At 48.8% G+C, this 25,608-nt stretch carries 19 protein-coding genes, 1 tRNA gene and 1 pseudogene; 17 read left to right on the top strand and 4 right to left on the bottom strand.

What is annotated here, in order from left to right; translation table 11 throughout:
- The 5 genes from ACE3MQ_RS03590 to ACE3MQ_RS03570 all read left to right on the top strand — a co-directional run.
- Nucleotides 1-1,873 (top strand): dynamin family protein (locus ACE3MQ_RS03590; RefSeq protein ID WP_379390661.1); only part of this gene is annotated, 1,873 nt, incomplete at its 5' end.
- Between the two features lie 109 nt (nucleotides 1,874-1,982).
- Nucleotides 1,983-3,752 (top strand): ABC transporter ATP-binding protein, encoded by a 1,770-nt coding sequence (locus ACE3MQ_RS03585; protein WP_379390659.1) that lies wholly within the window; start codon nucleotides 1,983-1,985, stop codon nucleotides 3,750-3,752.
- Nucleotide 3,753: 1 nt separating this feature from the next.
- Nucleotides 3,754-5,604 carry an ABC transporter ATP-binding protein gene (locus tag ACE3MQ_RS03580; RefSeq protein WP_379390657.1) on the top strand — a complete coding sequence of 617 codons (1,851 nt, stop codon included), beginning with the start codon at nucleotides 3,754-3,756 and terminating at the stop codon, nucleotides 5,602-5,604.
- 112 nt (nucleotides 5,605-5,716) lie between these two features.
- Nucleotides 5,717-6,901: a formate-dependent phosphoribosylglycinamide formyltransferase gene (gene purT, locus ACE3MQ_RS03575; RefSeq protein WP_379390655.1), complete on the top strand. Its 1,185-nt coding sequence runs from the start codon at nucleotides 5,717-5,719 to the stop codon at nucleotides 6,899-6,901.
- Complete coding sequence (locus ACE3MQ_RS03570) at nucleotides 6,894-7,352, top strand: GNAT family N-acetyltransferase (RefSeq protein WP_379390653.1); 459 nt, start codon at nucleotides 6,894-6,896, stop codon at nucleotides 7,350-7,352. Before purT ends, ACE3MQ_RS03570 begins: the two co-directional genes overlap by 8 nt.
- A 112-nt stretch (nucleotides 7,353-7,464) precedes the next feature.
- Here ACE3MQ_RS03570 and ACE3MQ_RS03565 read toward each other — a convergent pair whose 3' ends face one another.
- Nucleotides 7,465-8,046, bottom strand: coding sequence for a hypothetical protein (locus tag ACE3MQ_RS03565; protein ID WP_379390651.1), 582 nt, complete (start codon nucleotides 8,044-8,046; stop codon nucleotides 7,465-7,467).
- 273 nt (nucleotides 8,047-8,319) lie between these two features.
- Here ACE3MQ_RS03565 and ACE3MQ_RS03560 point away from each other — a divergent pair, with 273 nt between their 5' ends.
- A complete protein-coding gene (locus tag ACE3MQ_RS03560; protein ID WP_379390649.1) occupies nucleotides 8,320-9,129 on the top strand; it encodes an MBL fold metallo-hydrolase in 810 nt (269 codons plus the stop codon).
- 180 nt (nucleotides 9,130-9,309) lie between these two features.
- Entirely contained in the window at nucleotides 9,310-9,855 is a 546-nt protein-coding gene (locus tag ACE3MQ_RS03555; RefSeq protein WP_379390647.1) for a CAP domain-containing protein, read from the top strand.
- A 118-nt stretch (nucleotides 9,856-9,973) separates the two neighbouring features.
- Here the strand turns inward: ACE3MQ_RS03555 and ACE3MQ_RS03550 are convergent.
- A tRNA-Lys gene (locus tag ACE3MQ_RS03550) sits at nucleotides 9,974-10,046 on the bottom strand.
- 193 nt (nucleotides 10,047-10,239) lie between these two features.
- Here ACE3MQ_RS03550 and ACE3MQ_RS03545 point away from each other — a divergent pair.
- The 5 genes from ACE3MQ_RS03545 (at nucleotide 10,240) to gyrA (ending at nucleotide 17,700) form a co-directional block, all read left to right on the top strand.
- Nucleotides 10,240-11,064 carry a GDSL-type esterase/lipase family protein gene (locus tag ACE3MQ_RS03545; protein ID WP_379390645.1) on the top strand — a complete coding sequence of 275 codons (825 nt, stop codon included), beginning with the start codon at nucleotides 10,240-10,242 and terminating at the stop codon, nucleotides 11,062-11,064.
- A 116-nt stretch (nucleotides 11,065-11,180) separates the two neighbouring features.
- Entirely contained in the window at nucleotides 11,181-12,176 is a 996-nt protein-coding gene (locus ACE3MQ_RS03540) for an ABC transporter ATP-binding protein (protein WP_379390735.1), read from the top strand.
- Entirely contained in the window at nucleotides 12,169-13,158 is a 990-nt protein-coding gene (locus ACE3MQ_RS03535; RefSeq protein ID WP_379390643.1) for an ABC transporter permease subunit, read from the top strand. Before ACE3MQ_RS03540 ends, ACE3MQ_RS03535 begins: the two co-directional genes overlap by 8 nt.
- Before the next feature lie 80 nt (nucleotides 13,159-13,238).
- Nucleotides 13,239-15,224, top strand: coding sequence for a DNA topoisomerase IV subunit B (parE, locus tag ACE3MQ_RS03530; RefSeq protein WP_379390641.1), 1,986 nt, complete (start codon nucleotides 13,239-13,241; stop codon nucleotides 15,222-15,224).
- A 13-nt stretch (nucleotides 15,225-15,237) separates the two neighbouring features.
- Nucleotides 15,238-17,700, top strand: coding sequence for a DNA gyrase subunit A (gene gyrA, locus ACE3MQ_RS03525; protein ID WP_379390639.1), 2,463 nt, complete (start codon nucleotides 15,238-15,240; stop codon nucleotides 17,698-17,700).
- A 103-nt stretch (nucleotides 17,701-17,803) separates the two neighbouring features.
- Here the strand turns inward: gyrA and ACE3MQ_RS03520 are convergent, their stop codons facing one another.
- A complete protein-coding gene (locus ACE3MQ_RS03520) occupies nucleotides 17,804-18,682 on the bottom strand; it encodes a LysR family transcriptional regulator (protein WP_379390637.1) in 879 nt (292 codons plus the stop codon).
- A 333-nt stretch (nucleotides 18,683-19,015) separates the two neighbouring features.
- Nucleotides 19,016-19,296 (bottom strand): annotated as a pseudogene (locus ACE3MQ_RS03515) (SOS response-associated peptidase); the annotation flags it as partial.
- 367 nt (nucleotides 19,297-19,663) lie between these two features.
- Here ACE3MQ_RS03515 and ACE3MQ_RS03510 point away from each other — a divergent pair.
- The 5 genes from ACE3MQ_RS03510 (at nucleotide 19,664) to ACE3MQ_RS03490 (ending at nucleotide 25,528) form a co-directional block, all read left to right on the top strand.
- Nucleotides 19,664-20,536 carry a DUF2599 domain-containing protein gene (locus ACE3MQ_RS03510; protein WP_379390635.1) on the top strand — a complete coding sequence of 291 codons (873 nt, stop codon included), beginning with the start codon at nucleotides 19,664-19,666 and terminating at the stop codon, nucleotides 20,534-20,536.
- A 794-nt stretch (nucleotides 20,537-21,330) separates the two neighbouring features.
- Entirely contained in the window at nucleotides 21,331-22,398 is a 1,068-nt protein-coding gene (locus tag ACE3MQ_RS03505) for a branched-chain amino acid aminotransferase (protein ID WP_379390633.1), read from the top strand.
- Between the two features lie 436 nt (nucleotides 22,399-22,834).
- Entirely contained in the window at nucleotides 22,835-23,245 is a 411-nt protein-coding gene (locus ACE3MQ_RS03500; protein ID WP_379390632.1) for a MarR family winged helix-turn-helix transcriptional regulator, read from the top strand.
- Between the two features lie 500 nt (nucleotides 23,246-23,745).
- Entirely contained in the window at nucleotides 23,746-24,675 is a 930-nt protein-coding gene (locus tag ACE3MQ_RS03495) for a carbohydrate ABC transporter permease (RefSeq protein WP_379390630.1), read from the top strand.
- Nucleotides 24,676-24,691: 16 nt separating this feature from the next.
- A complete protein-coding gene (locus tag ACE3MQ_RS03490; protein WP_379390628.1) occupies nucleotides 24,692-25,528 on the top strand; it encodes a carbohydrate ABC transporter permease in 837 nt (278 codons plus the stop codon).
- Nucleotides 25,529-25,608 lie beyond the last annotated feature (80 nt).

The raw sequence follows: 25,608 nt of genomic DNA, 5'->3' as shown, positions 1-25,608 counted from the left end.
GGCGGCAGCGGTGCTGAGCGACGCTGCCGAGGCGCTGGCCCCGTACCCCGCCTTCGGGTCGGGGGTACGGGAGCTGCGCGCCCGCGCGGCCGCACTTCGCGGCGGCCGCTTTACGGTCGCGCTGTTCGGGGCCTTCAGCGCGGGTAAATCCTCCTTCGCGAACGCCCTGCTGGGCGCTCAGGTGCTGCCCGTATCGCCGCATCCGACAACCGCGGCGATCAACCGGATCCTCGCGCCGGAGGGGGACATGAAGCATGGCCAGGCGGCCATCACCTTCAAGACCCTGGACGCGATGCGCGAGGATTTGGCTTACTCCTTCGAGGCGCTTCAGCTCGGGGCGTGGAAGGAAGGAAGCTGGTTGTCTGAAGTAAGGAAATTGAAGGCTCCGGATGTACCGCCTTCCGGGCGTGCCCACTACAGCTTTTTGAAAGCCGCTGCACTAGGCTGGGAGCAAAATGCTCCCCGGCTTGGGAGCCGCGAAGCAACCGGGCTGGAGCAATTTTCCGAATACGTGTCGGAGGAGAGTCGTGCCTGCTTCGTGGCGGGCATCGATTTGTACTATTCCTGTCCGCTGACCGAGCAAGGCATTGTTATCGTGGATACTCCGGGGGCGGATTCCATTCATGCCCGGCATACCGGAGTGACTTTTGAATATATGAAAAATAGTGACGCGTTGCTGTATGTAACCTATTACAACCACGCCTTCTCCCGGGCCGATCGCCAGTTTTTAAGCCACTTAGGCCGGGTGAAGGGCAGTTTTGCGCTCGACAAAATGTTCTTTATCGTCAATGCTGCCGACTTGGCGGCCACGCCGGGAGAACTATCCAGCGTGGTGGAGCACGTGGAAGACGGACTCCGTGCAGCAGGCATCGAGTCGCCGCAAATTTATCCGGTCTCCAGCATCGCTGCGCTGGAATCGAAGCAAAGCGGGGATAACGCCAAGCTAGAAGCCTCGGGCTTCTCCGGGTTTGAAGCGCCATTCTTCCGGTTTATTAGCGAGGATTTGGCCGGCCTGGCTGTAAGCGCGGCTCGCCACGAGCTGCAGCAGTTCATTTCGCGGGCAGAGCAGTGGAGTGAGACGCTGGCCAAAAGCGAGGAGGAGCGCGAACAGCTTAAGGCACAGCTTATCCTGGATCGCAAGCGTTTTGCTGAGGAGCTTAAGGAACTGGCGAATAGTGATAGAACGGTCGAAATTGCTCAGGAAACCGAGGAACTGCTGTTCCACGTCCGTAGACGTCTGCAGTTTCTGGCGGGCGATTTATACCATGAATTTTTTCATCCTTCGCTCCTGCAGGATGATGGAGGAGATATGAAACGGAAATTCGCGGCCTCCGTGAAAGGGTGGATGGCTCAGCTAAGCATTGAGCTTGAACGCGAGGTTCAGGCGACCTCCCTGCGGCTCGAGAAAAAGTGCGAAGCGCTGTTGTTAAATGAAGCCGAGACTTGGCTGGCGAAGCTCAAGAAGGATATACCGACGCTGCCTGCACTGGCGATTTATGCAACCTCTGCCTGGCTGACTCCGAGCGTTCCAGAAGGAAGCTTGGAGCAAAGCATTAAGGCTGCCTCATATTGGAGCTATTTCAGAAATCCGAAGACATTCTTTGAAGGAGGGGGTAAACAAAGATTGCGCGATGCACTGGAGGAACCGCTAAGCGATAGCATTAAACAGGCGGTTTCGCGTTGCGGAAATCAGCTGATCCAGTTTTATGCGGGGGAAACCTCGGCAAGATATGCAGCGATTGCTGCATCATTTGAAGCGCAGTGGGGCGAATGGGAGTCCAGCGTGTCCAGCATGTCAGACACGGCGAATCCAAATGAGTCGTGGAAGGCAGTACCGCAGCACCTTCGCAGCCTGCATCAAGCTTTGCTTTAAAGCAAACCAAAAACAACATAACTGAAGAGCAGCGCAAAAGTCGCGAAGAGGGGCAAATAATTTAAATGTTGCAAGCCATCGATGACGTGCGCTGCTGGGAGGGAACGACATGGAAGTACTTAGGCAATTAAGAGGCTATTACCGGGAACGACGAACCTATTTAGTATTGTCGATTCTGTGCTTGGCTGCAGCGACGGGCTTTGGGCTCGTATATCCTTTACTGCTTAGAAACTTGATTGATGATGTTATTCGCCCCGGCAAGTACGAAGGGGTATTGTGGATTGCTTTGACTGCCTTAGGCGTTGTCGTCATTAAAGCATTTTTGCAATTTTTACATGGATTTTTCGGCGGAAGACTTGGCAACTATCTCGCTTACCGGCTGCGGAATGCCTGTTACGAGAAGCTGCAATTTCTATCGTTCCGCTATTATGATAGAGCAAAAACAGGGGATTTGATGTCCCGTTTAACCGGGGATCTCGAGGCGATCCGAAATTTTGTCGGCTTCGGGTTTGCGCAATTGCTCAATCTGGTGCTGATGGTCGTGTTCGGTTCGATCATGATGATGTCGATTCACTGGCAGCTAACGCTGATCACGATGGTCACAATTCCGTTTTTGGCTGCGGTTGCCTTGAAATTTGAGTCGAAGATTCATCCGGCTTTCCAGGAAATGCGCCTCGCGCTAAGCTCGTTGACGACAGCGGTTCAGGAGAACGTAACCGGGGTGCGCACTGTCAAATCCTTTGCTCGCGAGCCTTACGAGATGGAGAAATTTTCGCATCGCAATGAGCGCTATAAGGATAATCAAATTTTTGCTTCTACGCTATGGAGCAGATTTTTCCCTGTCATGGAGCTGCTTGCGTCGATCAGCGTGGCAGTCCTGCTGGCGGTAGGGGGAACTCTAGTCATCAAGGAGCAGCTGACGCTTGGCGATTTGGTGGCCTTCTTCAGCTTGATCTGGTTCATCATCGGGCCGATGTGGGGACTTGGCTTCCATATTAACAACTATACCCAGTCCAAAGCCTCTGGAGAACGCGTGCTGGAAATACTGAATCAGAACGTGGATGTGAAGGATGAGGAAGGCTCAGTCGATCTGGATTTGGAGAACGTAAAGGGGCATGTGGAATTCGACCACGTCACCTTTGCGTACGGCAATAAAATGCCTGCCGTGACAGATATCCATTTTACAGCTGAGCCCGGCTCGGTTATCGGTTTCCTCGGCGGCACGGGATCGGGCAAATCGACGATCATCCAGCTTCTGATGCGTGCCTATAACGTGAACGAGGGAAGCATTCGCCTCGACGGAAGAGATATTAAGGATATACGCATTCAAAGTCTGCGCAGCGGAATTGCGACCGTATTCCAGGAGACGTTCCTGTTCTCCTCGAGCATTCGGAACAATATCGCCTACGGCATGACGCAAGTATCCATGGAGGAAATCATTCATGCCGCAAAGCTGGCCAAGGCCCATGAGTTTATCATGGAATTGCCGGACGGTTACGACACCGTCGTTGGCGAGCGGGGAATGGGGCTGTCCGGCGGACAGAAGCAGCGGATCGCCATTGCCCGCGCTTTGCTTAAAAATCCGAAAATCCTCATTCTCGACGATGCAACCAGTGCGGTGGATATGGAGACCGAGCATGAAATTCAGTCAGGCTTCCAGGAAGTGATGCAGGGGCGAACTACCTTCATCATTGCCCACCGGATATCCTCGCTTCGGCATGCGGATGAAATCCTCGTGCTGGATGAAGGGCGGATCGTGCAGCGAGGCAATCATGAGCAGCTGATCCAAGTTCCTGGTCCGTATCAGGACGTATACCGAATTCAATATGCTGACCATCTGTCCCGGGCTAGCGAGAGCAATGAAGGGAAGGTGTTGTAGCATGCATACAGAAACCCATAGCAAACAGGCGTTCAAGGGAAAAAAGCAGAAAACGCGGATTGAGGAACGCTTCGTCTATCAGGATGATGAACTGATCGATAAGGCGTTCGACTGGAAGCAGTTCCGGCGCTTGTTCTCCTATATGAAGCCCTATGCCAAGCAAATGCTGCCGCTCGTACTGCTCATGACTGTGCTGGGGACGATTACTAAGCTGACGGTTCCTTATTTGACGAGTGTCGCTATCGATAAAGCGATCGCTCCCGAGCTCGGAAACCCGAGTCTTAAGCTGCTGTACATTTTAACAGGAATTATTGCTGCGCTTTACATTGTGCAGTGGATTTCCAGCAGGCTTCGCATTAAATATACGAACATTATCGGACAGAGAGTTATTTATGATCTGCGCTCCGACTTGTTCAAGCATATCCAGAAGCTGTCTTTTAATTTCTTTGACAAGCGTCCGGCAGGCTCCGTGCTTGTACGCGTCACGAACGACGTCAACTCGCTGCAGGATTTGTTCACGAACGGCGTCGTCAATTTGATGATTGATTGCGTGCAATTGGCGGGGATCGTCGTCATCCTGCTGCTGATTAACTGGCAGCTGGGACTCGCCGTCATGATCACCGTGCCGATTATGTTCTTCGTCTCTACGAAGCTAAGGCAGAAGATCCGGATCGCATGGCAGGAAGTGCGGATGCGAAATTCCCGGATCAATTCTCACTTGAACGAATCGATTCAAGGAATTCGCGTTACCCAAGCGTATACGCAGGAGCAAGAGAACATGCGCTATTTCGATATGATGAACATGGACAGCAAGAAGTCTTGGGATAAGGCGTCGGCGATGAACCAGATGTTCGGTCCGATTATCGAAATCACTGGCGGATTAGGTACCTTTATATTGTTCATGCTTGGAGCATACATGATTCAGACGGGAGAGCTGACCATCGGTCTTCTTGTAGCTTTCAGCAACTACGTCGGGAACTTCTGGGATCCGATCAACCGGCTGGGAATGATGTACAATCAGTTGCTTGTCGCTATGGCTTCTTCGGAACGGATCTTTGAATTTATCGATGAAGAGCCAAGCATCGCTGATAAACCGGGAGCGAAGCCGCTTCCTTTGATTAAAGGCAATATTGAATTCAAGAATATCGTCTTTGAATATGAGAAGGGCCGGCCAGCTTTGAAGGGGATTTCCTTGAACGTTCAGCCGGGCCAATCGATCGCGCTCGTGGGGCATACCGGCTCAGGCAAGAGCACGATCATTAACCTGCTCAGCCGGTTCTATGACACGACCCAAGGTGCTGTCTATATTGACGGCCATGATATTCGGGACGTGACGGTTCAAAGCTTGCGGAGTCAAATCGGCATCGTGCTTCAGGACACCTTCATCTTCTCAGGCAGCATCCGCGACAACATCCGCTTCGGACGTCTCGATGCGACCGATGAAGAGGTGGAAGCAGCGGCTAAAGCGGTGGATGCCCATGATTTCATTATGAAGCTTCCAGGCGGCTACGACACAGAGGTTGAGGAACGCGGAAATGCCTTGTCGATGGGTCAGCGGCAGCTGTTGTCCTTCGCTAGGGCACTGCTGGCCAATCCTCGCATCCTGATTCTTGATGAAGCGACGGCGAGCATCGACACCGAGACCGAGCTGAAAATTCAAGAGGCGCTGAAGGTCCTGCTGCAAGGAAGAACATCCTTTATCGTTGCTCACCGCTTGTCCACGATCCGCAATGCTGATAATATCGTCGTGCTGGATCATGGACGAATCATGGAACAGGGATCCCACGAACAATTAATGGAACAAAAGGGAATTTACAGCGGGCTTGTCGAAGCTCAGTTTCGTTTTTTGTAATTTTCCGAAGATTTTAATCACATTTTAATGTCGAACCCTTGCTTTATTTCTCATAAAACCTGAAAATAGATGGAGATGAATAACTCATATTTCAAGGGGGATATCTGTAGTCATGTGGGGTGCTCCTCTATCAGAGCATGCCAAGAGCATTATGCTGCTTGGCAGTGGGGAATTAGGCAAGGAAGTCGTTATTGAAGCTCAGCGTCTCGGCGTCAGATGTATCGCTGTTGACCATTATGAGCATGCGCCCGCAATGGGAGTCGCACACGAATCCCATGTCGTGGATATGTTGGATGGTGAGGCGCTTCGAGCGTTGATTACCAGCGTCTCACCGGATCTGATTATTCCAGAAGTCGAAGCGATTGCGACAGATGTTCTTGTTGAATTGGAACGCGAAGGCTTTAAAGTGATCCCGACCGCAGGAGCTGCAAGGCTGACGATGGATCGGGAAGGCATTCGTCGGCTTGCTGCAGAAGAGCTGGGCTTGCCGACGGCGGATTATCGGTTTGCGAGCAGTCTGGAGGAATTGGAAGCGGCCGCTGCAGAAATTGGATTTCCTTGCGTCATTAAGCCGTTAATGAGCTCATCCGGCAAGGGCCAAACCGTATGCCGGGAACCAGGTGATGTTCCGCATTGCTGGCAGGCTGCGCTGGATGGCGCTCGCGCCAAGCAAATGCGAGTTATAGTTGAATCTTTTATCCCTTTTACTAGCGAGATTACTTTGTTGACCGTTCGATCTTCCTCGGGAACGCTCTTTTGCCCGCCGATCGGCCATATCCAGCAGGAAGGAGATTATGTCGAATCGTGGCAGCCTCATGTGATGAGCCCGTCTCAGCTTGCGGAGGCGGAGCTGATCGCCCGTAAAATAACGGATGCGCTCGGCGGCTACGGCATATTCGGCGTAGAATTGTTCCTGACGGAGGGGGGAGTCGTCTTTAGCGAGGTTTCCCCAAGGCCGCATGACACGGGCATGGTTACGATGGTGACCCAGGATTTATCGGAGTTCGCCTTGCATGTGAGGGCGATTCTTGGATTTCCGATTCCATCCATAGAACTGCTGACACCAGGTGCTTCCGCAACACTCAAAAGTGATTTGGAGGGGAACGCCTTCGTCATTGCAGGCATGGATGAAGCTTTGCGCGTGCCACGGACGCAAATCCGCGTATTTGGCAAGCCGCTTAGCAAGCTGGGAAGACGGATGGCCGTTGCTCTGAGTGGAGCAGAGGATGTTGAAACAGCTCGCAGCCGCGCTAAACAAGCGGCTAGCTCATTAAAGGTGGTAAAGGTCAATGAGTAGTATGGTGATGGCACCGGCTTTAGTCATTCGTAGTAGTTGTTCCGGAGATGTCGATCAGATGCTGCCCTTAATGCGCCAGCTAAAGTATCCAACGACGCCTAGCGTGCTGCATGAGCGTCTTTGCATGCTGGAGGGGCATCCGCTTTTGTGCAGTTTTGTCGCTGAAATGAAAGGCAAGCTTGTGGGCACAACCTTTTTGAAACAGCATCAGACGCATGATATGAGTCATCCGGTAACGCTAATCACGGCAATGGTCGTGGATGAGGAGCATCGTGGCACCGGTGTCGGTCGTCTGCTTTTAGAGGCGGCTGAAGCTTGGGCGAAGGAACAAGGCAGTATGCAGCTTGTGTTGTCCGCGGGCGGAGAACGTAATATGCTGGCCAAGTCCTTTTACGAGCACATGGGCTTTATTTGCCGGGGATACCGTCTAAGCAAATCTTTACAGTCATAGAGGCTGTAGATATCGAACCCTCGAAAATAGCTGAAATTATAAGAACCTCGCCCTAAGGCGAGGTTCTTTGCGTTATCTATTGGATTGTCGGGGACATAAATTGCGGAGCTTGCTATACGACGTATGAGGGCTGCTGCTGAAGCTGATTATTTCTTCGATAACAGCACAGCCGGCGGTAGGTTTCCAGACGCCCCCGAAATATAAGCTTAAGGTGGGAGCAGGATTCTAAATCCGCTGGGGTCGTGAGGGCGGCAGACTTATTCACGAGACTTACTCCGCCTTGCTGAAATACGGAGCTGACGAATTGGGAGCAAAAGTAAGAGTTCTCTCCGCCGAGCTCCATGTTGAGGATAATGCCGAGAATACCAAGGAAATTATAGCTGTAGAGTTCATCGTTCTCTTCAAATTGCCGGACGTAGGTTCGCATTCGTTCGTACGTAGCTTTATTGACGGTACAGCTGTAGATGGCACAGGTTGCCTTCTCGAATACGCCGGAGTGAATGTTCTCCTTCACAAATCCCCCGAAGACGGGGATGAGAGGATGCTTCCTGCCAAAGCTGTACACTTCACGAAGCTCGGAATCAAATGCAATCGAGGCATGGTTGTAGGGCGCTCTTGTGTACAAACCGATCAATTTCGTGACGATGGTCCGCGGATTGCTCAGCAGAATATAAATTTGTGTTTCGTTGTTCATATTTTTTTCAACCGCCATTTAATTATTAGGTTATGTACTACCATTAATTGATATTACCATGGTATGACAAATGGGGGAATACCAAAACCGTCTAAAGCCGCAATTATTACTAGACTATAGTCTTGGCCCCAAGTTTGTAGTAGCACTTCAAGCTGGATTAGAAGCGATGATTCCCGGATAGAACTTATCTCTTCGGGAGTATTTTTATGGAGTTGGGGGGAAGTTACGAAATAGGACAGAATGGGTATTAGGCATAATGAAGGAGGAATCGACATGAATGAAAGGAGCATACTTGAGACGGGGACGGTGGATGTGATAGCCGTTACGGATGATCTATGGAGCGTCAGGACATTGATCGTGAATGTATGCTTTGTCGGGGCAGGGAAAAACGGTGAATGGGTGCTGATCGATACAGGGATCGGGCCTTTTACGAATGCCCTGATCCAAGAAGCCGAGCAGAGATTTCATCGTCCGCCCGTTTGCATTATTTTGACGCATGGTCATTTTGACCATGTGGGGAGTGTCCTTGAGTTAGCCGACCGATGGAAGGTGCCCGTCTATGCGCATGCCGCCGAACTGCCTTATTTGACCGGAAAGCAGGATTACCCGCCAGCTGACCCCTCCGTAGGCGGAGGAATCATGGCAGGCGTATCTCCTCTTTACCCGCACCAGGCGATTGATCTTGGGGAACGGGTAAACACCCTGCCAGCAGACGGACATGTACCAGGATTGCCCGAATGGCGTTGGATCGCCACGCCGGGTCACAGCCCGGGTCACATTTCCTTGTATCGGGAGAGGGATGGCTGTTTGATCGCAGGCGATGCATTCATCACGGTGAAGCAGGAATCGGCATTGGCGGTGCTATCGCAGAAAATCGAGCTGCATGGACCGCCGATGTATTTTACGACGGATTGGGAGGAAGCGAGGGGATCGGTACAGGCGCTGGCTGCATTATCACCTAAGACGGCAGTAACCGGACACGGGCAGCCTATTTCCGGAGAAGAGCTGAGGCTAGGTCTGCAGCGGTTGGCGGATCATTTTGATGAAGTCGCTGTACCGCAGCAGGGGAAATACGTAGATTAGGAGCATTTAAAACATACGGCTAAGGGATGGGGGGCGATATCTAGCGGTGGCGAGCCTCCCTTTTTCATATGATGGGAACTAATCTTTCCCATAAATTACTCATGCAGTACTCCAAGAGTCATGTTAGAATATGACAAGATACTCCAAGGAATGTAAGGAGTCTGAAGGAGGTAACACAGCATGAACAAACCGAAGGTGGCAGCATTCCTGTCAGGCGTCATGTTATTCGGCTTGGCGGCCTCGCTTACCGCGGCTCCGGCGCTGCCGGGGGCTGGAACCGGGACGATCTATGCGGCTTCGGCTAAAACATCACAGGTTTCAGCTAAGCAGATGGCTGCAGTATATGCGCAAATACAGGCCGAAAATGCAGCAAAAGTGGTTGCATTAGTAAATGTGGAACGAAAGAATGCGGGACTGAAGCCGCTCGTCGTGCATACGAATTTATCCAAAATGGCTAAAGACAAAGCAATCGATATGTATAAAAGCAATTATTTTAGCCATACCTCACCCAAATACGGTTCGCCTTTTGATATGATGGATGCCTACAATATTACTTACCGTTATGCGGGTGAGAATATTGCCAAAGGGCAAAAGACGCCTTCAGAGGTCGTAGCTGCATGGATGAACAGCCCGGGACACAAAGCGAATATTTTGAATTCGAAGTATACTTTGATTGGGGTCGGCTATTACAACGGTCACTGGGTTCAGGAATTTATCGGAAAATAAAGCGAATGAAGAAAGGTTTGCCTGGCAGCTTAGTTTGTCAGGTAATTTTTTTGGACAGAAAAAGAGCTGTATCGACATCATGTTCAGATGCAGTACAGCTCTTGTTCAGGCTTGATGATGGGTTATGCAGGGGTCGAACCTGCGACCTGCCGATTAAGAGTCGGCTGCTCTACCAGCTAAGCTAATAACCCTCGGAATTGCCTGTACAAAGTATTATACTCCTCTCATTTTTGAAAATCCAGTTTTTTTATTTAGTTTTTTATGGGTATTCTGGAAGGATGGATTTGCTTATTAGCTGAAGAAGTTTTATGTTAGTTATTAGCTGGAAAGGTTATTAAGGAACGAATGAATAGGAAATAATGGCACAGGAGGACGAGGTACAAGATGAATTCCACATCACGAATTTGGCGGACGACGGGGTTGCTATCGTTGTTGTCCACCTTATTGCTAATTGCCGGGTTTCTTTATGCCGTGAGAGACGTGATTTTTCCCGGAGCCGCAGGAAGTGAAGCAGGTGTCAATCCGGGGACGATAGAAAATCCGAGCGAACCGCCTCGCGGAGCGACGGAGAAGGTGAACGTATTAAATGTAACTGCGATCGGCGACTCGCTTTCCAAGGGTACGGGGGATGATAGCGGCAAAGGGTTTGCAAAACGATTCGTAGAACTGGCCAAGGCGCAGGGAACGGATTCCAAGCTGGTGAACAACCTCGGCATTAATGGTTTGACGACGGAAGGACTCGTAGCTTTGTTGAACGAGAAGGGGGTTCGATATTCATTGAGCCAGGCCGATATTATCATTGTGTCCATCGGCGGAAACGATCTGTTCAACGGAGCGGCGAATTTGCAGACCACGGGAGAACTTCCGACGGAATTAGAGATGGAGCAATCTGTAACCCAAGCCTCGGAGCGCTTAGGAACTATCGCCGATCAAATTCTGGAGCTGAATCCAGAGGCGCAGCTTGTCTACGTCAGCTTATATAACCCGTTTTCTGATCTGCAAGGGATGAGAGAAATTGGCGATGAGGCTGTATCGCGCTGGAATCATCTCGTTACTGATATATTGCGTGACCGTGAAAGGACTCTCGTCGTGCCGACCTATGATTTATTTACATATAATTCGCAAAAATATTTGGCAAGTGACCATTTTCATCCGAATGGAGCAGGATATCAGATTATTGCAGAACGGATCATGCAGGGGATTTATTAATGCCGGTTCATCAAGCGAGGACAGATATGGTATAAGGAGTGGGAGATATGGCGGCATTCGATAAGGCCGTGAAGTCACAGGGACAAAAGGAACTGCGCAAAGCGGATGAACGCGCGATGCGGACAAGCCGGGCAGGGACGGAAAAGCGTGCTGCAAACCAACAGCAGACGGTGCTTAGCGTGGAGCATCTTCGCAAAAAGATCGGACGCAAATGGATCGTAGAGGACGTTACGTTTGAGGTACAGGAAGGCGAGGTATTCGGCTTCCTTGGTCCGAATGGAGCTGGAAAGACGACGACGATCCGGATGCTGGTTGATTTGATTCGTCCGACCGAGGGCAAGGTGACGATTTGCGGCTACGACGTCAGAAGGCAGCCGGAGCAGGCGCTGGCCTATATCGGGTCAATTGTCGAGAACCCTGAGGTGTACACCTATTTGACAGGATGGGAAAACCTGCAGCATTTCGGCAGAATGGTACCCGGCGTCGATGATCAGAGGATCGCTGAGGTCGTCGAGATCGTTGATCTTGGCCAGCGTATCCATGATAAGGTTAAGACATATTCCTTAGGCATGCGCCAGCGTCTCGGCATCGCGCAGGCTTTGCTGGGACGACCCAAGCTGTTAATTCTAGACGAGCCGACGAACGGGCTCGATCCGAAAGGGATTAAGGAACTGCGCATATTTATTCGGCGGCTGGCCGAAGAGGGCTTGGCCGTATTTGTGTCCAGTCATCTGCTCAGCGAAATTCAATTGTTGTGCGATCGCGTAGCGATTATCAGCCGGGGACGCGTGCTGGCCGTAGGAGCCGTGGAGGATTTGATCTCCGACAATTCGAATTATTTCATCTGGGAGCTTTCTCCGCGCGAGCGCGGCATGCAGCTGCTTGAGGCAGCCGGAATAACGATTACTCCTCACCCGGATAAGGTTCTGGATGATACGATTATGGCCGGGATGAGCGAGCAGGCTATTGTTACGCAAATGCCGCCTGACAATGTGCAGGACGTACTACCCCGTTTAGTCGCCGAAGGAATCCAGGTTCATGCCGTCCAAAGAATCAATCCTACGTTAGAACAGCTATTCCTGGAGTTGACGGAAGGTGAGAGGATTGAATAGTATGATTCCATTAGTGAAGAATGAAACAATCAAGATGATCAAGAAGAAGCGCTTCTATGTTATTCTGCTGGTGTTACTCGTTCTGGTACCCATTTTTTCATATGCTCAATTGCGGGCGGCTGAGGAAAAGCGGAGTAAATTCGGTACGGATTGGCGCCGGGAGGTGCAGCAGGCGATTACCGATAATCAAAACTCGCTCGGCAGCGATCGAGTACCGGAGGAATGGAAGAAATACCGTCAAATTTATATTCAGCAAATGAAATATTATTTGGAGCAGGATGTAAACCCGCGGCAGCCGGGTGCCGTCGCTTTTACGAAGGAGTTTCTGGATAATGCGGCAACTTTGTTTATTCCGCTGCTCATTATGGGGATCGGATCGGATATCGTATCCTCCGAACGGACGAGCGGGACGATTAAAATGCTTCTGACCCGCCCGGTCAGGCGTTGGAAGGTGCTGCTTAGCAAGCTGATCACGCTGTTGATGTTCGTTTCGCTTATCGTCGTGTCCACGTTTATAGTCTGTTATTTGGTATCCGGATTATTTTTTGGCTATAAAGGCTTCAATCTGCCCGTGTTCACAGGATTTAAACTTCAAGGCGCAGATGTCGATATATCAGGAGTACACGCTGTGCCACAGTGGAAGTATATATTGATGCAGATGGGGCTGATATGGTTTGTTAGTTCAGTCGTAGCTATGCTGGCATTTATGGTATCCGTTCTTGTGCGGAGTACGGCAGCGAGCATCGTCATTATGATGGCGGCATTAATAGCGGGGAATATTCTTACGAATTTGGCATCGGCATGGACAAGCGCAAAATATTTGTTCATGGTCAATTTAGGGCTGACGCAATATTTGGCGGGAACGCCGGCCCCGATTGAGGGGATGACCCTTGGCTTCTCACTGGCGGTGCTTGCCGTTTGGGGGCTTGGTTCACTGATTGTTTCATTCCTTGTCTTTACGAAACAGGACATATTGAATTAAAATGTACAAGGAAACCAAAACATCTGTTTGCATTTGTTAGTAAAATGTCTACATAAAGAAGTATAAAAGGGGGAGCATGAATGGCCGATCAAATCGATTTGTTCGAGGGCGCTGTTCAGCCTGAAGCAGGCACAGCGGCTTCAGGATACGACGCGGACGACATTCAAGTGCTCGAAGGGCTTGTCGCGGTACGCAAACGACCAGGTATGTATATCGGCAGTACGAGCTCGTCGGGACTTCATCATTTGGTGTGGGAGATCGTAGATAATGCCGTAGACGAGCATCTGGCAAAGTACTGTTCTAAAATCGATATTTCGCTGAATAAAGACGGTTCAGTCACCGTATTCGATAATGGGCGAGGCATTCCAACGAGCATTCACAAAACCGGGATTCCAACTCCGCAGGTCGTGTTTACGATTCTGCATGCGGGGGGGAAATTCGGCGGTTCCGGATATAAAAAATCGGGCGGCCTGCACGGCGTCGGCGCATCGGTAACGAATGCGTTGTCCGAGTGGCTGGAGGTAGATATTTACCGGGACGGCAAAATTCATCGCCAGCGCTTCGAGTATTGGGTGGATAAGAAAGGGATTGAGCATGTCGGCGAGCCGGTGACCGGTCTGGAGATCATCGGCAATACGAACCGAACCGGAACGAAGGTTACGTTCAAGCCGGATATCCGCGTATTTCCTACGGGTATCGGGCTTAGCTATGATACGCTGGCCGAGCGTTTGCAGGAGATAGCTTTCCTGAATTCCGGACTTAAAGTCACGCTTAAGGACGAACGTTCCGATCAAGCGGACGAGTTTTATTATGAGGGCGGAGCGAGTCAGTTTGTCCAATTCCTGAATGAAGGCAAGGATGTTCTTCATGACGTAATTCATTTCTACTCGGAAAAAGAGGATGTCGAGGTTGAGGTGGCTTTGCAATATAACAGCGGTTATACCGAGACGCTGGCCTCGTTCGTCAACTCGATTCCTACCCGCGGGGGAGGCACGCATGAGACCGGCTTTAAGACGGCTTATACGAGAGTGATGAACGATTATGCCCGCAAGAACGGCATCCTGAAGGAGAAGGAGAAGAACCTAGAGGGAGCGGATTTGCGCGAGGGCATGATGGCGGTCATTAACGTCAAGATGGCTGAGGTCGAATTCGTTGGCCAAACGAAGGATCAGCTCGGCAGTGCTTCAGCCCGAAGCACGGTAGATACCGTCGTGTCAGAGAAGATGGCACTGTTTCTGGAGGAGAATCCGCAGGTCGCGCAGCAGCTGATCAAGAAGGCTGTACAGGCTTCCAAAGCACGGGAGGCAGCCCGCAAAGCAAGGGATGAAATGCGGACGGGCAAAAAACGCAGCGAGAGCTCTAATCTGGGCGGTAAGCTGACACCGGCCCAATCGAAGGATTTTACACGCAATGAGCTGTTTATCGTTGAAGGCGATTCTGCCGGCGGCTCCGCCAAACAGGGCAGGGACTCGAAAATCCAGGCAATCCTCCCGTTGAAAGGGAAGCCGATGAACCCGGAGAAGGCGAAGCTCGCCGATATTTTGAAGAACGACGAGTATCGCTATATTATTTCGGCGATTGGCGCAGGGATTGGAACGGAATTTGCGCTGGAAGACAGCAATTATTCCAAAATCATCATTATGACGGATGCGGATACGGACGGAGCGCATATTCAAGTGCTATTGCTGACCTTCTTTTACCGTTATATGAAACCGCTAATTGATGCAGGCCGGGTCTATATTGCCCAGCCTCCGCTATACAAAATTACGCGCAAATCCGGCAAGCTGGAGACGGTCAGATATGCATGGACGGATGAGCAGCTGCAAAATTATTTGAAGGAATTCGGTAAGAACTTTGAATTGCAGCGTTATAAAGGACTCGGGGAGATGAACCCGGATCAGCTATGGGAAACGACGATGAATCCGGAGACGCGCACACTGCTCCAAGTGCAGATTGAAGATGCTACGAAGGCCGAGCGCCGCGTGTCCACATTGATGGGCGATAAGGTTGATCCGCGGAAGCGCTGGATCGTCGAGAATGTAGATTTCACGGAGTATGAGGAATAGAGGGTGACTTGATTTGAGTTTATTGGAGAACTTTTTGCCGGCCTATCTGGAGGAAGTCGTTGGTGACCGGTTTGGCCGGTATTCCAAATATATCATTCAGGATCGCGCCATTCCTGATGTGCGCGACGGCCTGAAGCCCGTTCAAAGACGGATTCTATATGCCATGTATGACTCGGGGAACACCCCGGACAAGCCCTATCGCAAATCCGCGAAGACCGTCGGAGACGTGATGGGGAACTATCATCCGCATGGAGACTCTTCGATTTATGAGGGGATGGTGCGCATGGCGCAGCCCTGGAAGATGGGGCATGTGCTCATCGACGGCCACGGGAACTGGGGTTCCCAAGACGATGACCCGGCGGCAGCCATGCGTTATACCGAAGCGAGATTATCGCCGATTGCGCTGGAGTTGCTGCGGGACATCGAGAAGCGGACGGTTCCGTTTAAAGATAATTTTGATAACACGGCAATGGAGCCCGTTGTACTCCCTTCGCGTTATCCCAATCTGCTTGTCAATGGCGTAAGCGGGATTTCCGCCGGATTTGCGACCGAGATTCCGCCGCATAACCTGCGCGAGGTGATCGATGCCTGTGTCGCGGTGATGGAGAAGCCAAGCATGAGCTTAGAGGAGATCCGCACTTATGTGAAGGGGCCTGACTTTCCAACCAGCGGAATTATTATGGGAGAAGAAGGCATCAAGGATGCTTATGAGACTGGAAGAGGCCGCATATATATTCGCGCGAAGACGGAAATCGAATCGCTGCGCGGCGGGAAGCAGCAAATTGTGATTACGGAAATCCCTTATCAGGTCGTTAAATCTCGTCTGGTCACCGCCATGGAGAACATACGCCTGGAAAAGAAGGTAGACGGGATTGCCGAAGTGCGCGATGAGAGCGGACGCGAAGGGCTGCGAATCGTCGTAGAACTGCGTCGGGAGGCCGATGCGCAGGGGATTCTTGCTTATTTATTAAAGAAAACCGATTTGCAGGTGACTTATAATTTCAACATGGTCGCGATTGTGAACAAGGCGCCGCGCCAGTTAGGCTTAAAAGCGATTCTAGAGGCTTATATCGATCACCAGCGCGAGGTGGTGACTTACCGGACGCAGTATGAGCTGGAGAAGGCGGAGGATCGCGCCCACGTTCTCGAAGGCTTGGTTAAAGCGCTGAACATTTTGGATGAGGTCATTGCAGCGATCAAGGCTTCGAAGAATCGTCAGGACGCACAGAACAATTTGCAATGGATGTTCGGATTTACCGAACGGCAGGCAGACTCGATTCTAACCTTGCAGTTATACCGGTTAACAAATCTGGAAATTACATCGCTTGAAAAAGAATTAAACGAGCTGCAGAAGAAAATTGCTACGCTGCGGGGCATTCTGGAGAGCGATAAGAAGCTGATCGCCGTCATTAAGAAGGAATTGCTTGAAATCCGGGACAAATACGGTGTGGATCGCCGTTCGTTGATTCAGGGCGAAGTCGAGGAAATCAAGGTTAATCTGGAGGTCATGGTCGCTCAGGAGGATGTACTCGTCACGTTGTCCCATGAAGGCTACATTAAACGTACGAGCATGCTGTCCTTTACCCGCTCCGGTGGAGAGCTGGACGGCTCGGGTGTGAAGGACGGCGACTACACGAAGCACATTCTGGAGGTCGATACCCTGCAAAATGTGCTGATCTTCACGCAGCGCGGTCAATACTTCGTTCTCCCTGTGCATCAAATTCCCGAGTTCAAGTGGAAGGATAATGGTACGGCGATCGTCAACGTCATTGCCTTGGCTAAGGAAGATCGGATTGTCAGCGTGATACCGGTGAAAACCTTTGAGGAGCCGGATGCGAGCCTCGTATTCGTAACGAAGCGGGGGCAGGTGAAACGTACGCTGCTTAAAGATTATGAGACGAAGCGATCGGGAGCGGTTGCTGCCGCAAAGGTAGCGGATGGCGACGAAATTATCCAGGTGCAGCTAAGCCGGAATAACGCTGAAATTATGCTGTTAACGAAGGATGGCATGGCGATCCGGTTTGCAGAGAATGAAGTGAATCCAATGGGACGCGTCGCTACTGGCGTCAAAGGCATCGGGCTGAAGGACGGCGATGAAGTGGTGAGCGCTCTTTGGGTGGAAGGCGAGGAGGGCGAAGTTCTCGTCGTCTCTGACCTAGGGTACGGCAAACGGAGTCTACTGCTGGATTATCCGATGCAAAGCCGCGGTGGGCGCGGCGTTCAGACGTTTGAGTTCAAGGAAGGCAAGCGCGTTAAACCGAACGGAAGCCGTATCGTGGGCGGGTTCCATTGCAAGGATGCGCTGAACTTGATCGCGATGACGAAGCAGGGCGAGTCCTATACCTTTAATTCGGAGTCCGCGCCGCTCGCTGATCGCAAATCGATTGGAAAAGGACTGGCGGCAGTCGGTAAGGGTGACGAAATTATCGATTTGCTAATTGTGCCGCAGCGCGACAATGAGGAACAGATGAAGTAGCAATTGAATAAGCTAAAAGAAGCTCTCCTCCGTATAAGGATAAGATCATAAGATCCTTGGGGGAGAGCTTTTTTGTATTTAGCGGAACCTGCCCAGTCGTTGTTTAAGTCGCCTGCAAGTTGGAAGATAAGTGCTCTATAAAGGATTGAATGGCCGTGTCCATATATGTATCTTTACGGTATACGATGCCGACGCTTCGGTAGGGAGAGGGCTCGGCGATAGGCACGCTGACCAGGCGAGTATCTCTAAGCGTCGGCGTGTAGGATTTGGGAACGACCGTCAAACCTACGTGATGGGCCACCATTTGGCATTGGGATTCCATGGTGGACAGTTCTAGTACGGGGCTTAGCTGTATGCCGATTTCGGCACAGGCAGCATCCAGCATTTGCCGGGCCAGGAACTTCGGTGGAAATAAGACGAGAGGCGACTTCGCAAGCTCGTTTAGTTCAATGCTGTCGAGTTCGGCAAAAGGATGGTCGCTGGGAACGATAACGACGAGTTCCTCTTTATATAGAGGAAGACTGATGAGTTGTTCATCCTTCAGTGGAAGGAATACTACTCCCAAATCCAGCTTATTACTGAGCAGCCTGTCCCGTGTTTCCTCGGTAGCCAGCTCCACGACGGATAATTCGATGCCGGGGAACTGTCGGTGAAAGGAAATCAAGGAATGAGTCAGCAAATGATTGCCTGAGCAGCCGATTCTCAATCTGCCCCGCCTCATTCCAGTAAGCTCGCCGATCATAAGCTTGGCTTGATCCAATTCATGGAATACCCGGCGTGCATGTTCTAGCAGTACGAGTCCAGCTTGCGTTAAATGAATCTTCTTGCCCGTACGATGGAAAAGCGGCGTGCCCAGTTCCTCCTCCAGCAGGCGGATTTGGTGGCTAAGCGTCGGTTGGGATATGCCAAGATTCTCCGCGGCCTTCGTAAAATGCAATTCTTCGCTAACAGCGATGAAATATTCTAGCAGTCGATGCTCCAAGTTCTCCCCTCCTTCATAGATATGATCTATGATTATAGTAGATTATATTATTAAAAAATCCCATATACATCAAGGGTTTATTGTTGTCGATTTTACGATTGGGGACGGATTGGGCACGAGAAATAAATTGGAGTTCTTTCTTTTTTGGTCTTTATCTTTACATAAAAAAGATTATCGAAGGTTTTTGCAGCTGCTTGCCCGGCTTCTTGGAATACATGACAGTAAGTGTTCATTGTAATTGAAATGTCTGAATGGCCGAGACGCTCGGAAATGATCTTAGAATGAACGCCGCTGTTAATAATAACGAAGCACTTGTGTGTCTAAGCGCATGGATCCGGCAAAAGAAAAGATATTTCCGTCCTTCAATATGATCCTAAAACGGCTGTTTTGATTTTCCTCGCTGCTGCCACTCATAAAACCCGTCTGCTGGAATGATAAAACGGCGAGACGCGATCAATCGACAAAGGACGGCTTCTCCGTGATTGTTTCGGCTCGTACATTTATCATTTTGCTTCCTATGTTATCGTCTTTAGCCCACGTTGGACTAATCCCCAGCGGAGAACGCCTAACTGATTTCCATTTGTGCCGCGAATTACTGCCGGGATATATTGCATAAGAGCCGCGTTATATGATGGTTAATGCTGGTATCTTCATTGATGTAGTAACGTATCAATATGTCTTCATAAGGAACGATGATCGTAATCGTCCACACATAAGCTAGGCCTCCTAAACCCTATGAATTAAAAATTCAAAAGCCCACAAACTTATTAGGTCTGTGGACTCTCAGAACTTCACTGTTCTTCATTTACGTTTAACCTTCAGCACTAGCACTACAATCGACAAGGCTGACGTTGCAATGATGAGTGATTGAGAAACTGATTTACTTAAAATGCTATAAATATAGTAATAATTGACAAAATATCACAATTATATTATCATATTACTATAAATACTAAATTAATACAAAAAGGAGATGTATTTGTGAAAAATTTAAAAAAGTCTAAAGCTCTATTATTAGTAGTCAGCATTACATTAGTTTTAAGTTTTGGACAAATGGTAACAGCTCAACAAGCAACTAACACTGCAAATGCACCTCTAACTCAATTAACTACTGAAGAAGGTAAGACATTTGGAGTTGGAGAACCTAAAGTCAAAAATGGGTCTGCAAAGTCGATTAAACATAAGAGAGCAATGAAAAAAAATGAAGTTGAACAATCTATTAGTTTTATCCCTTCTGCTGATAACAATAGTATTGAAATTCCATTTGAATTTTCAAATGGGGAGTATTTGGAACTTTATAAAGACAACGACCGTGCGCCAGAAGGGGTGAGTAAAGAAAAAAGTGCAAACGGCATTGCCGGTAATATTTACAATAAATATGGAAGATCTATCGGAGTATTCTCTGCGAGAATTATTGGAGGCGAGGAGCAAGATAATTTAATCGCTGAAACTAATGGCAATATTTTGAGTTTACAAACTAACGTAAATAGTACGAATGCACCTATTGAAATTGAATTATTAGCTGCTGCGACGTATTATAAAGATTATTTCTCTAGCTTTGCATGGATAAATCGGGGCGGTACATATCCATTGTCTCTAAGTTTAACACATACAAATTACATTTATGAAGCAAGTACAACGCAAGAGGAAGAAGCAAGAATGTTTGATAGTTGGGATAAGCTTTATGCAGTTCATTCGAGTAATACAACAAACTGGTCCAATACTCAAGGAATGAAAGACCAATACTTTTGTCATGTACAATTTGCCGAGTCTAAAAATCCTTGGAATTTGGAACCTGGTAGACCAGATGTAGGTTGGTGGAATACTGTACTCTCACTTTGCAATCCGGGATAACGAATGCTTTCCATATTGCAAAAAATACCTTTCATTCTTTGAAACAAGATTTTACTGTGTAAGACTGCAATAATAGTTGCAATCTATAATTTTTTTGTAATGATACTATGGAACTGCTCTGAAAAAGGGGTAGTTCCATTAATTTTTATTATGACGTAGGGCTTAAACTCAATTTTAATACCTAGGAGTTGTATGGAAAGCACAGATGTATTTATTAATTTTAGACCTATATATATTTAGTTTATCATTATTTTAATTATTTCATTGATAATCAATATATTTCAGAAGAATCACCCTAGAATTATCAATATGTTTACATTAATAAATGTTACAATAGTTAGTTCTCTGATATCCGCTTATATGACTTAATAGGCATTCTTTCTGATGAATTAGGAATTGGTGGCGACATTGTTTCCTCTATTCTGTTTATTCTAGTAGTGGTATTGTCGTTTGTTAATATTCTTGTTTATTCCCAATGTTCTTTTTAATCCTTCTTAAAGCACTTGAGAAAAATTTATCTATGTATCTAAAAACATAAGAATGCTTTTATATTTTTGGTGAATTTCAACAAGCTTCATTGGGGACGAAACCATCATATCTTACCGCAAATCACCTAACGCCACCTGACCTGATAAGCAAAGCTTTAAAACCCAAGCAGAGCAACGGATATCTTTATAAACCCTCATTCCGTATTATAGATATGATCTATGATTATAATCGATACCATATTATTGATCAATAATAGATTCAACGCTATAGTAAGGATATAGTCAATAATCGAGAGGACGTGTAGTATGGATAGCTTGTACATCGAACTTAGTCAAAATTTAAAAGAGAAGCCGAATGCCGATGCCCTAGGCTTTGGGAAATATTTCAGCGATCATATGCTGACGATGGATTATTCGCTTGAAGCGGGTTGGCATGATCTCAAAATCGTACCGTACGGGCCGATAGCTCTCGACCCTTCCGCGATGGTATTTCATTATGGACAAGAAGTGTTTGAAGGGATGAAAGCATATCGTACGTCAAAAGGAGAACTGGTGCTGTTTCGACCGGACATGAACCTGAAGCGGCTAAATGCGTCTTGCGAGCGGTTAAGCATTCCTACGGTGGATCCCTCCGTACTGCTGCAAGCTATTTCGAAGCTGGTAAATATCGATGAATCGTGGATTCCATCGGGAGAAGAAAATGCGCTGTATATTCGTCCGTTTATTATTGCTACCGAGCCTTGCCTTGGTGTTCGGGCCTCGCATACTTATAAGCTGCTCGTCATTCTCTCGCCGGTAGGCCCTTATTATCCGGAAGGCATTCATCCGGTTAGCATCTACGTTGAACAGCGCTATGTTCGGGCATTCCGGGGAGGAACCGGGGCAGCCAAAACGGCAAGCAACTACGCGGCAAGCATTAAAGCCCAGGAGGATGCGAAGAAATCGGGATTTTCGCAAGTGCTGTGGCTAGATGGGGTAGAGAGCAAGTATGTTGAGGAAGTCGGGAGCATGAACGTCTTCTTCAAGATGAATGGAGAGGTGGTTACGCCTGAGTTGTCGGGAAGCATTTTGGCCGGGGTAACGCGTGATTCCGTCATCGCTCTGTTGAAATCCTGGGGCGTGCCTGTTAATGAACGCAAAGTATCGATAGAGGAATTGGTCGAAGCGCATAAGCAGGGGCTTCTTGAGGAAGCTTTCGGAACGGGCACGGCTGCTGTCATCTCGCCAATTGGCAGCATGAAGTGGGGAGAGCTGGAGCTGAGCATTGCTGGCGGTAAAACCGGGGAATTGTCGAAGAAGTTGTATGATACGATTACGGGCATTCAGCGAGGACAGCTTGACGATCCGTTGGGATGGAGATATACGATCGAGTAATTGATAAACAGCTGCAAATAGAACAAGGCGCAGAGCCAGCCGAGCATTCGGCTGGTTTTTTGCCATAACCGCAGTTTACGCACGAAGCTTCATGGATTAGGTAGAATAAGGTGGAGTCTAACGGTTGATGTCGGCACGAGTATAACCAAAGTGAACAATTAATGGATTTTACTGGAATAGAGAAGGATTTTGAGCCGAGGATGGCGAATTTAATTAAAGACATTAAAAAGGCATTTATCGACGTACGCTCTAAGCAGACAGAACGCGATCAGCAGCAGCTTTTATTGCGATACAAGCTTATCACTTACATAGGACGAAATGATAAGGCTGCATAAATACAGGCAACAGCAGCTTAGTTAGAGGGTAACTGAAATGAGCGAGAAGTACTATAAGCAACAAGTATAAACCATGCAGTGAGGCGGACAGGGGGATATCAGTGCATACCGAGGAATTTGGAAAGTTACTGAGCAAAATAGTAAAAGACTATCAGAACCACTTGGAGGAGGAGCTTGCGCCAACATTGACCACGTCGCAGTTGTCAGTGCTTGAAGTGTTGGAGCAGAATGGCCAGCTGAAGCCGTCCGATCTGATCCCGTTTCTAGCAACGACCCCGGCAGCGGTGACGATGCTTCTGGATCGCATGGAGAAGGCCGAGCTCATTCGCAGGGATCGGGATGAGGAGGATCGGCGGATCGTCTGGATTTCGATTACGGAGAAGGGCAAGGCCGAGGCCGACCGTGGAATTTCGATTCGCCATGAATATTTGGACGGCGTGCTTAGCCGGATTTCTACGCATAATCAGCAGCTGCTCGTTTATTTAATGGGTAAAATTTCGGGTACGAAGTAGGGGGGCTATCAATATTAGGTGGTTAATCCCTTCAACATAATATGTTGCTTATTGATACAGCTGAAGCTAAATCAGGAGACGTGTGATCCTCTATCCGAAGGGTCACGCGTTTTTGTTGTTATATTGGGCTATATAAGTTGAAGCAACCTTATTCTCATGTCCGCCTTATGGCTGCCATCGCCCTCCATGCTATTCAACTGATGGCTACACAAAGGCAGAAACAAACGGAATCCGACCTGGTCGGCTGCAGCAACAATTTTGAACGAAAACTCATACAAAAGAGCTCTCGAGGCGGTCGGTTGCGGCAGTTTTGAACGAAAACTCGTACAATTTCGAAAGAACATTTCACACGACTGCTTTCACTCTAAAATTTATAGTTCAACTTATATAGTAAAAATATTGCACGATAAAAAGTATAAATCCTATGCCGGAACCGACAGCCTTCCTTCTTATACTTAAGTTATGAATTAGCTTATCTAGCAGGAGGAGGTAGGGACATCATGTCTTCACTAGATCAACCGGAGAAGATGCACCGGAAAAAATGGTGGAATCCCAGCAAGAAGGAGGCGGTCGTCGGCTGGATATTTTTGGCCCCGGAGGCGATCGGGATTATTGCCTTGGCTATTTTTCCGCTCATTTTCTCTCTATTCTTAAGCTTCACGAACTGGAATCTCGTCGGCGGCTTTGCCGAGATGAAGTGGGTTGGCTTTGACAATTTCACAAGGCTGATCGATGACTCCAAGTTTTTGAAGGCATTTCAAAACAACATTTTTTTCACGGCCATTACGGTACCTGTCGGCTTGATTGTTGCCATGATCATGGCGGTGATCATTCATACCAAGGTGTATGCCAAGGATTTGTTTAAGATCCTGTTCTTTATCCCTTATATTTGTTCGACCGTAGCCGTGGCTGCCGTATGGGCGGCGCTTTATCATCCCTCGAGCGGCCCGATCAACCGATTTTTGATGGAGCTTGGCTTGGCCGATCCGCCTAAATGGCTGGTTGATTCCCACTATGCGATCATAGCGATCATGGTCATTGCCATATGGCAGGCGCTTGGCTACCAGATGATCATTTTTCTAGCGGGGCTCACGCAAATATCGGAAGAATTATACGAATCGGCGGAAATTGACGGCGCGAACGGCATTCAGCAGTTTAAATCGATTACGCTGCCGCTGCTCGCACCAACGACCTTATTCCTTACGATCACGACAATTATCAGCTCGTTTAAAGTGTTTGACCTCATCAAATTCCTGACGGATGGCGGGCCAAATGACGCTTCGACAGTCATCGTGTACCGCATCTATGAAGAGGGCTTCGTCAATTTCAATATGGGCTATGCTTCGGCCATGTCCTGGATATTGTTCCTGCTCGTTATTGCGGTAACCTCCATTACCTGGATTGTGCAGGCTCGAGAAAAAAAGGCATAAGGAAGGTGCGACTACTGTGAACATAAAGAAATTCGAACTTAGCCGCTGGATATTTACGATCCTGTGCGGTGCACTATCCACGCTGTTCATCGTGCCGCTGGTATGGATGATCTCGGCTTCGGCCAAGCTGGAACGCGATGTCATGACTTACCCGATCCAATGGATTCCGCAGGAATGGAACTGGGTGAGCAACTTTCAGAAGGTATGGCTGGAGAATGTACCCTTTTCCTTGTTTTACTGGAATTCGTTCAAGCTGTCCGTATTAGCTACGCTGTGTACACTCATTTTCTCATCGATGGCTGCCTTCTCCTTCGCCAAGCTGCGTGCGCCGGGGAAAGGAATCATGTTTGGCCTGATGATGTCCTTTATGATTATTCCAGAGCAGGCAACGCTGGTGCCAAGATTTATCATGATCAAATGGCTTGGCTTGTATAACACCCATGAAGGGCTTATTCTGATGCTCGCCTTCTCGATGTACTTCACGTTCTTGATGCGGCAATACATGATGGGAATTCAGAATGATTTTATCGAATCCGCGAAAATCGACGGAGCCGGTTACTTGCGGATTTACGCGCAAATTATGCTCCCGTTATCGAAGCCGATTCTTGCTACAGCGGGAATCATTAAATTCATATGGACCTGGAACGATTATCAGAATCCGCTTATTTTCTTGTTCTCGAAGGAGCTGTATCCGCTGCCCCTCGGCATTCAGTTCTTTAGACAGGAGTATTCCAATAATGTGTCGCTGATGATGATGGCAGCGGTATCGGCTATTATTCCATTGATCATCGTCTTTATCGTGCTGCAGAAGCAGGTCATTAACGGTATAACGGTCGGTGGCGTAAAAGGGTAGCTTGCTGGATGGCTGAAGTGATAGAATGATGAAGTTCAAAATTATACACGCAAACATCCAAACAGAGTACACGGTAAAAT

Origin of the sequence: Paenibacillus lentus, assembly GCF_042714055.1 — a bacterium.
Lineage (GTDB): Bacteria > Bacillota > Bacilli > Paenibacillales > Paenibacillaceae > Fontibacillus > Fontibacillus lentus_A.
The sequence above is the reverse complement of the archived record's forward strand: the minus strand, read 5'-3'. Positions and strand labels throughout refer to the sequence as shown.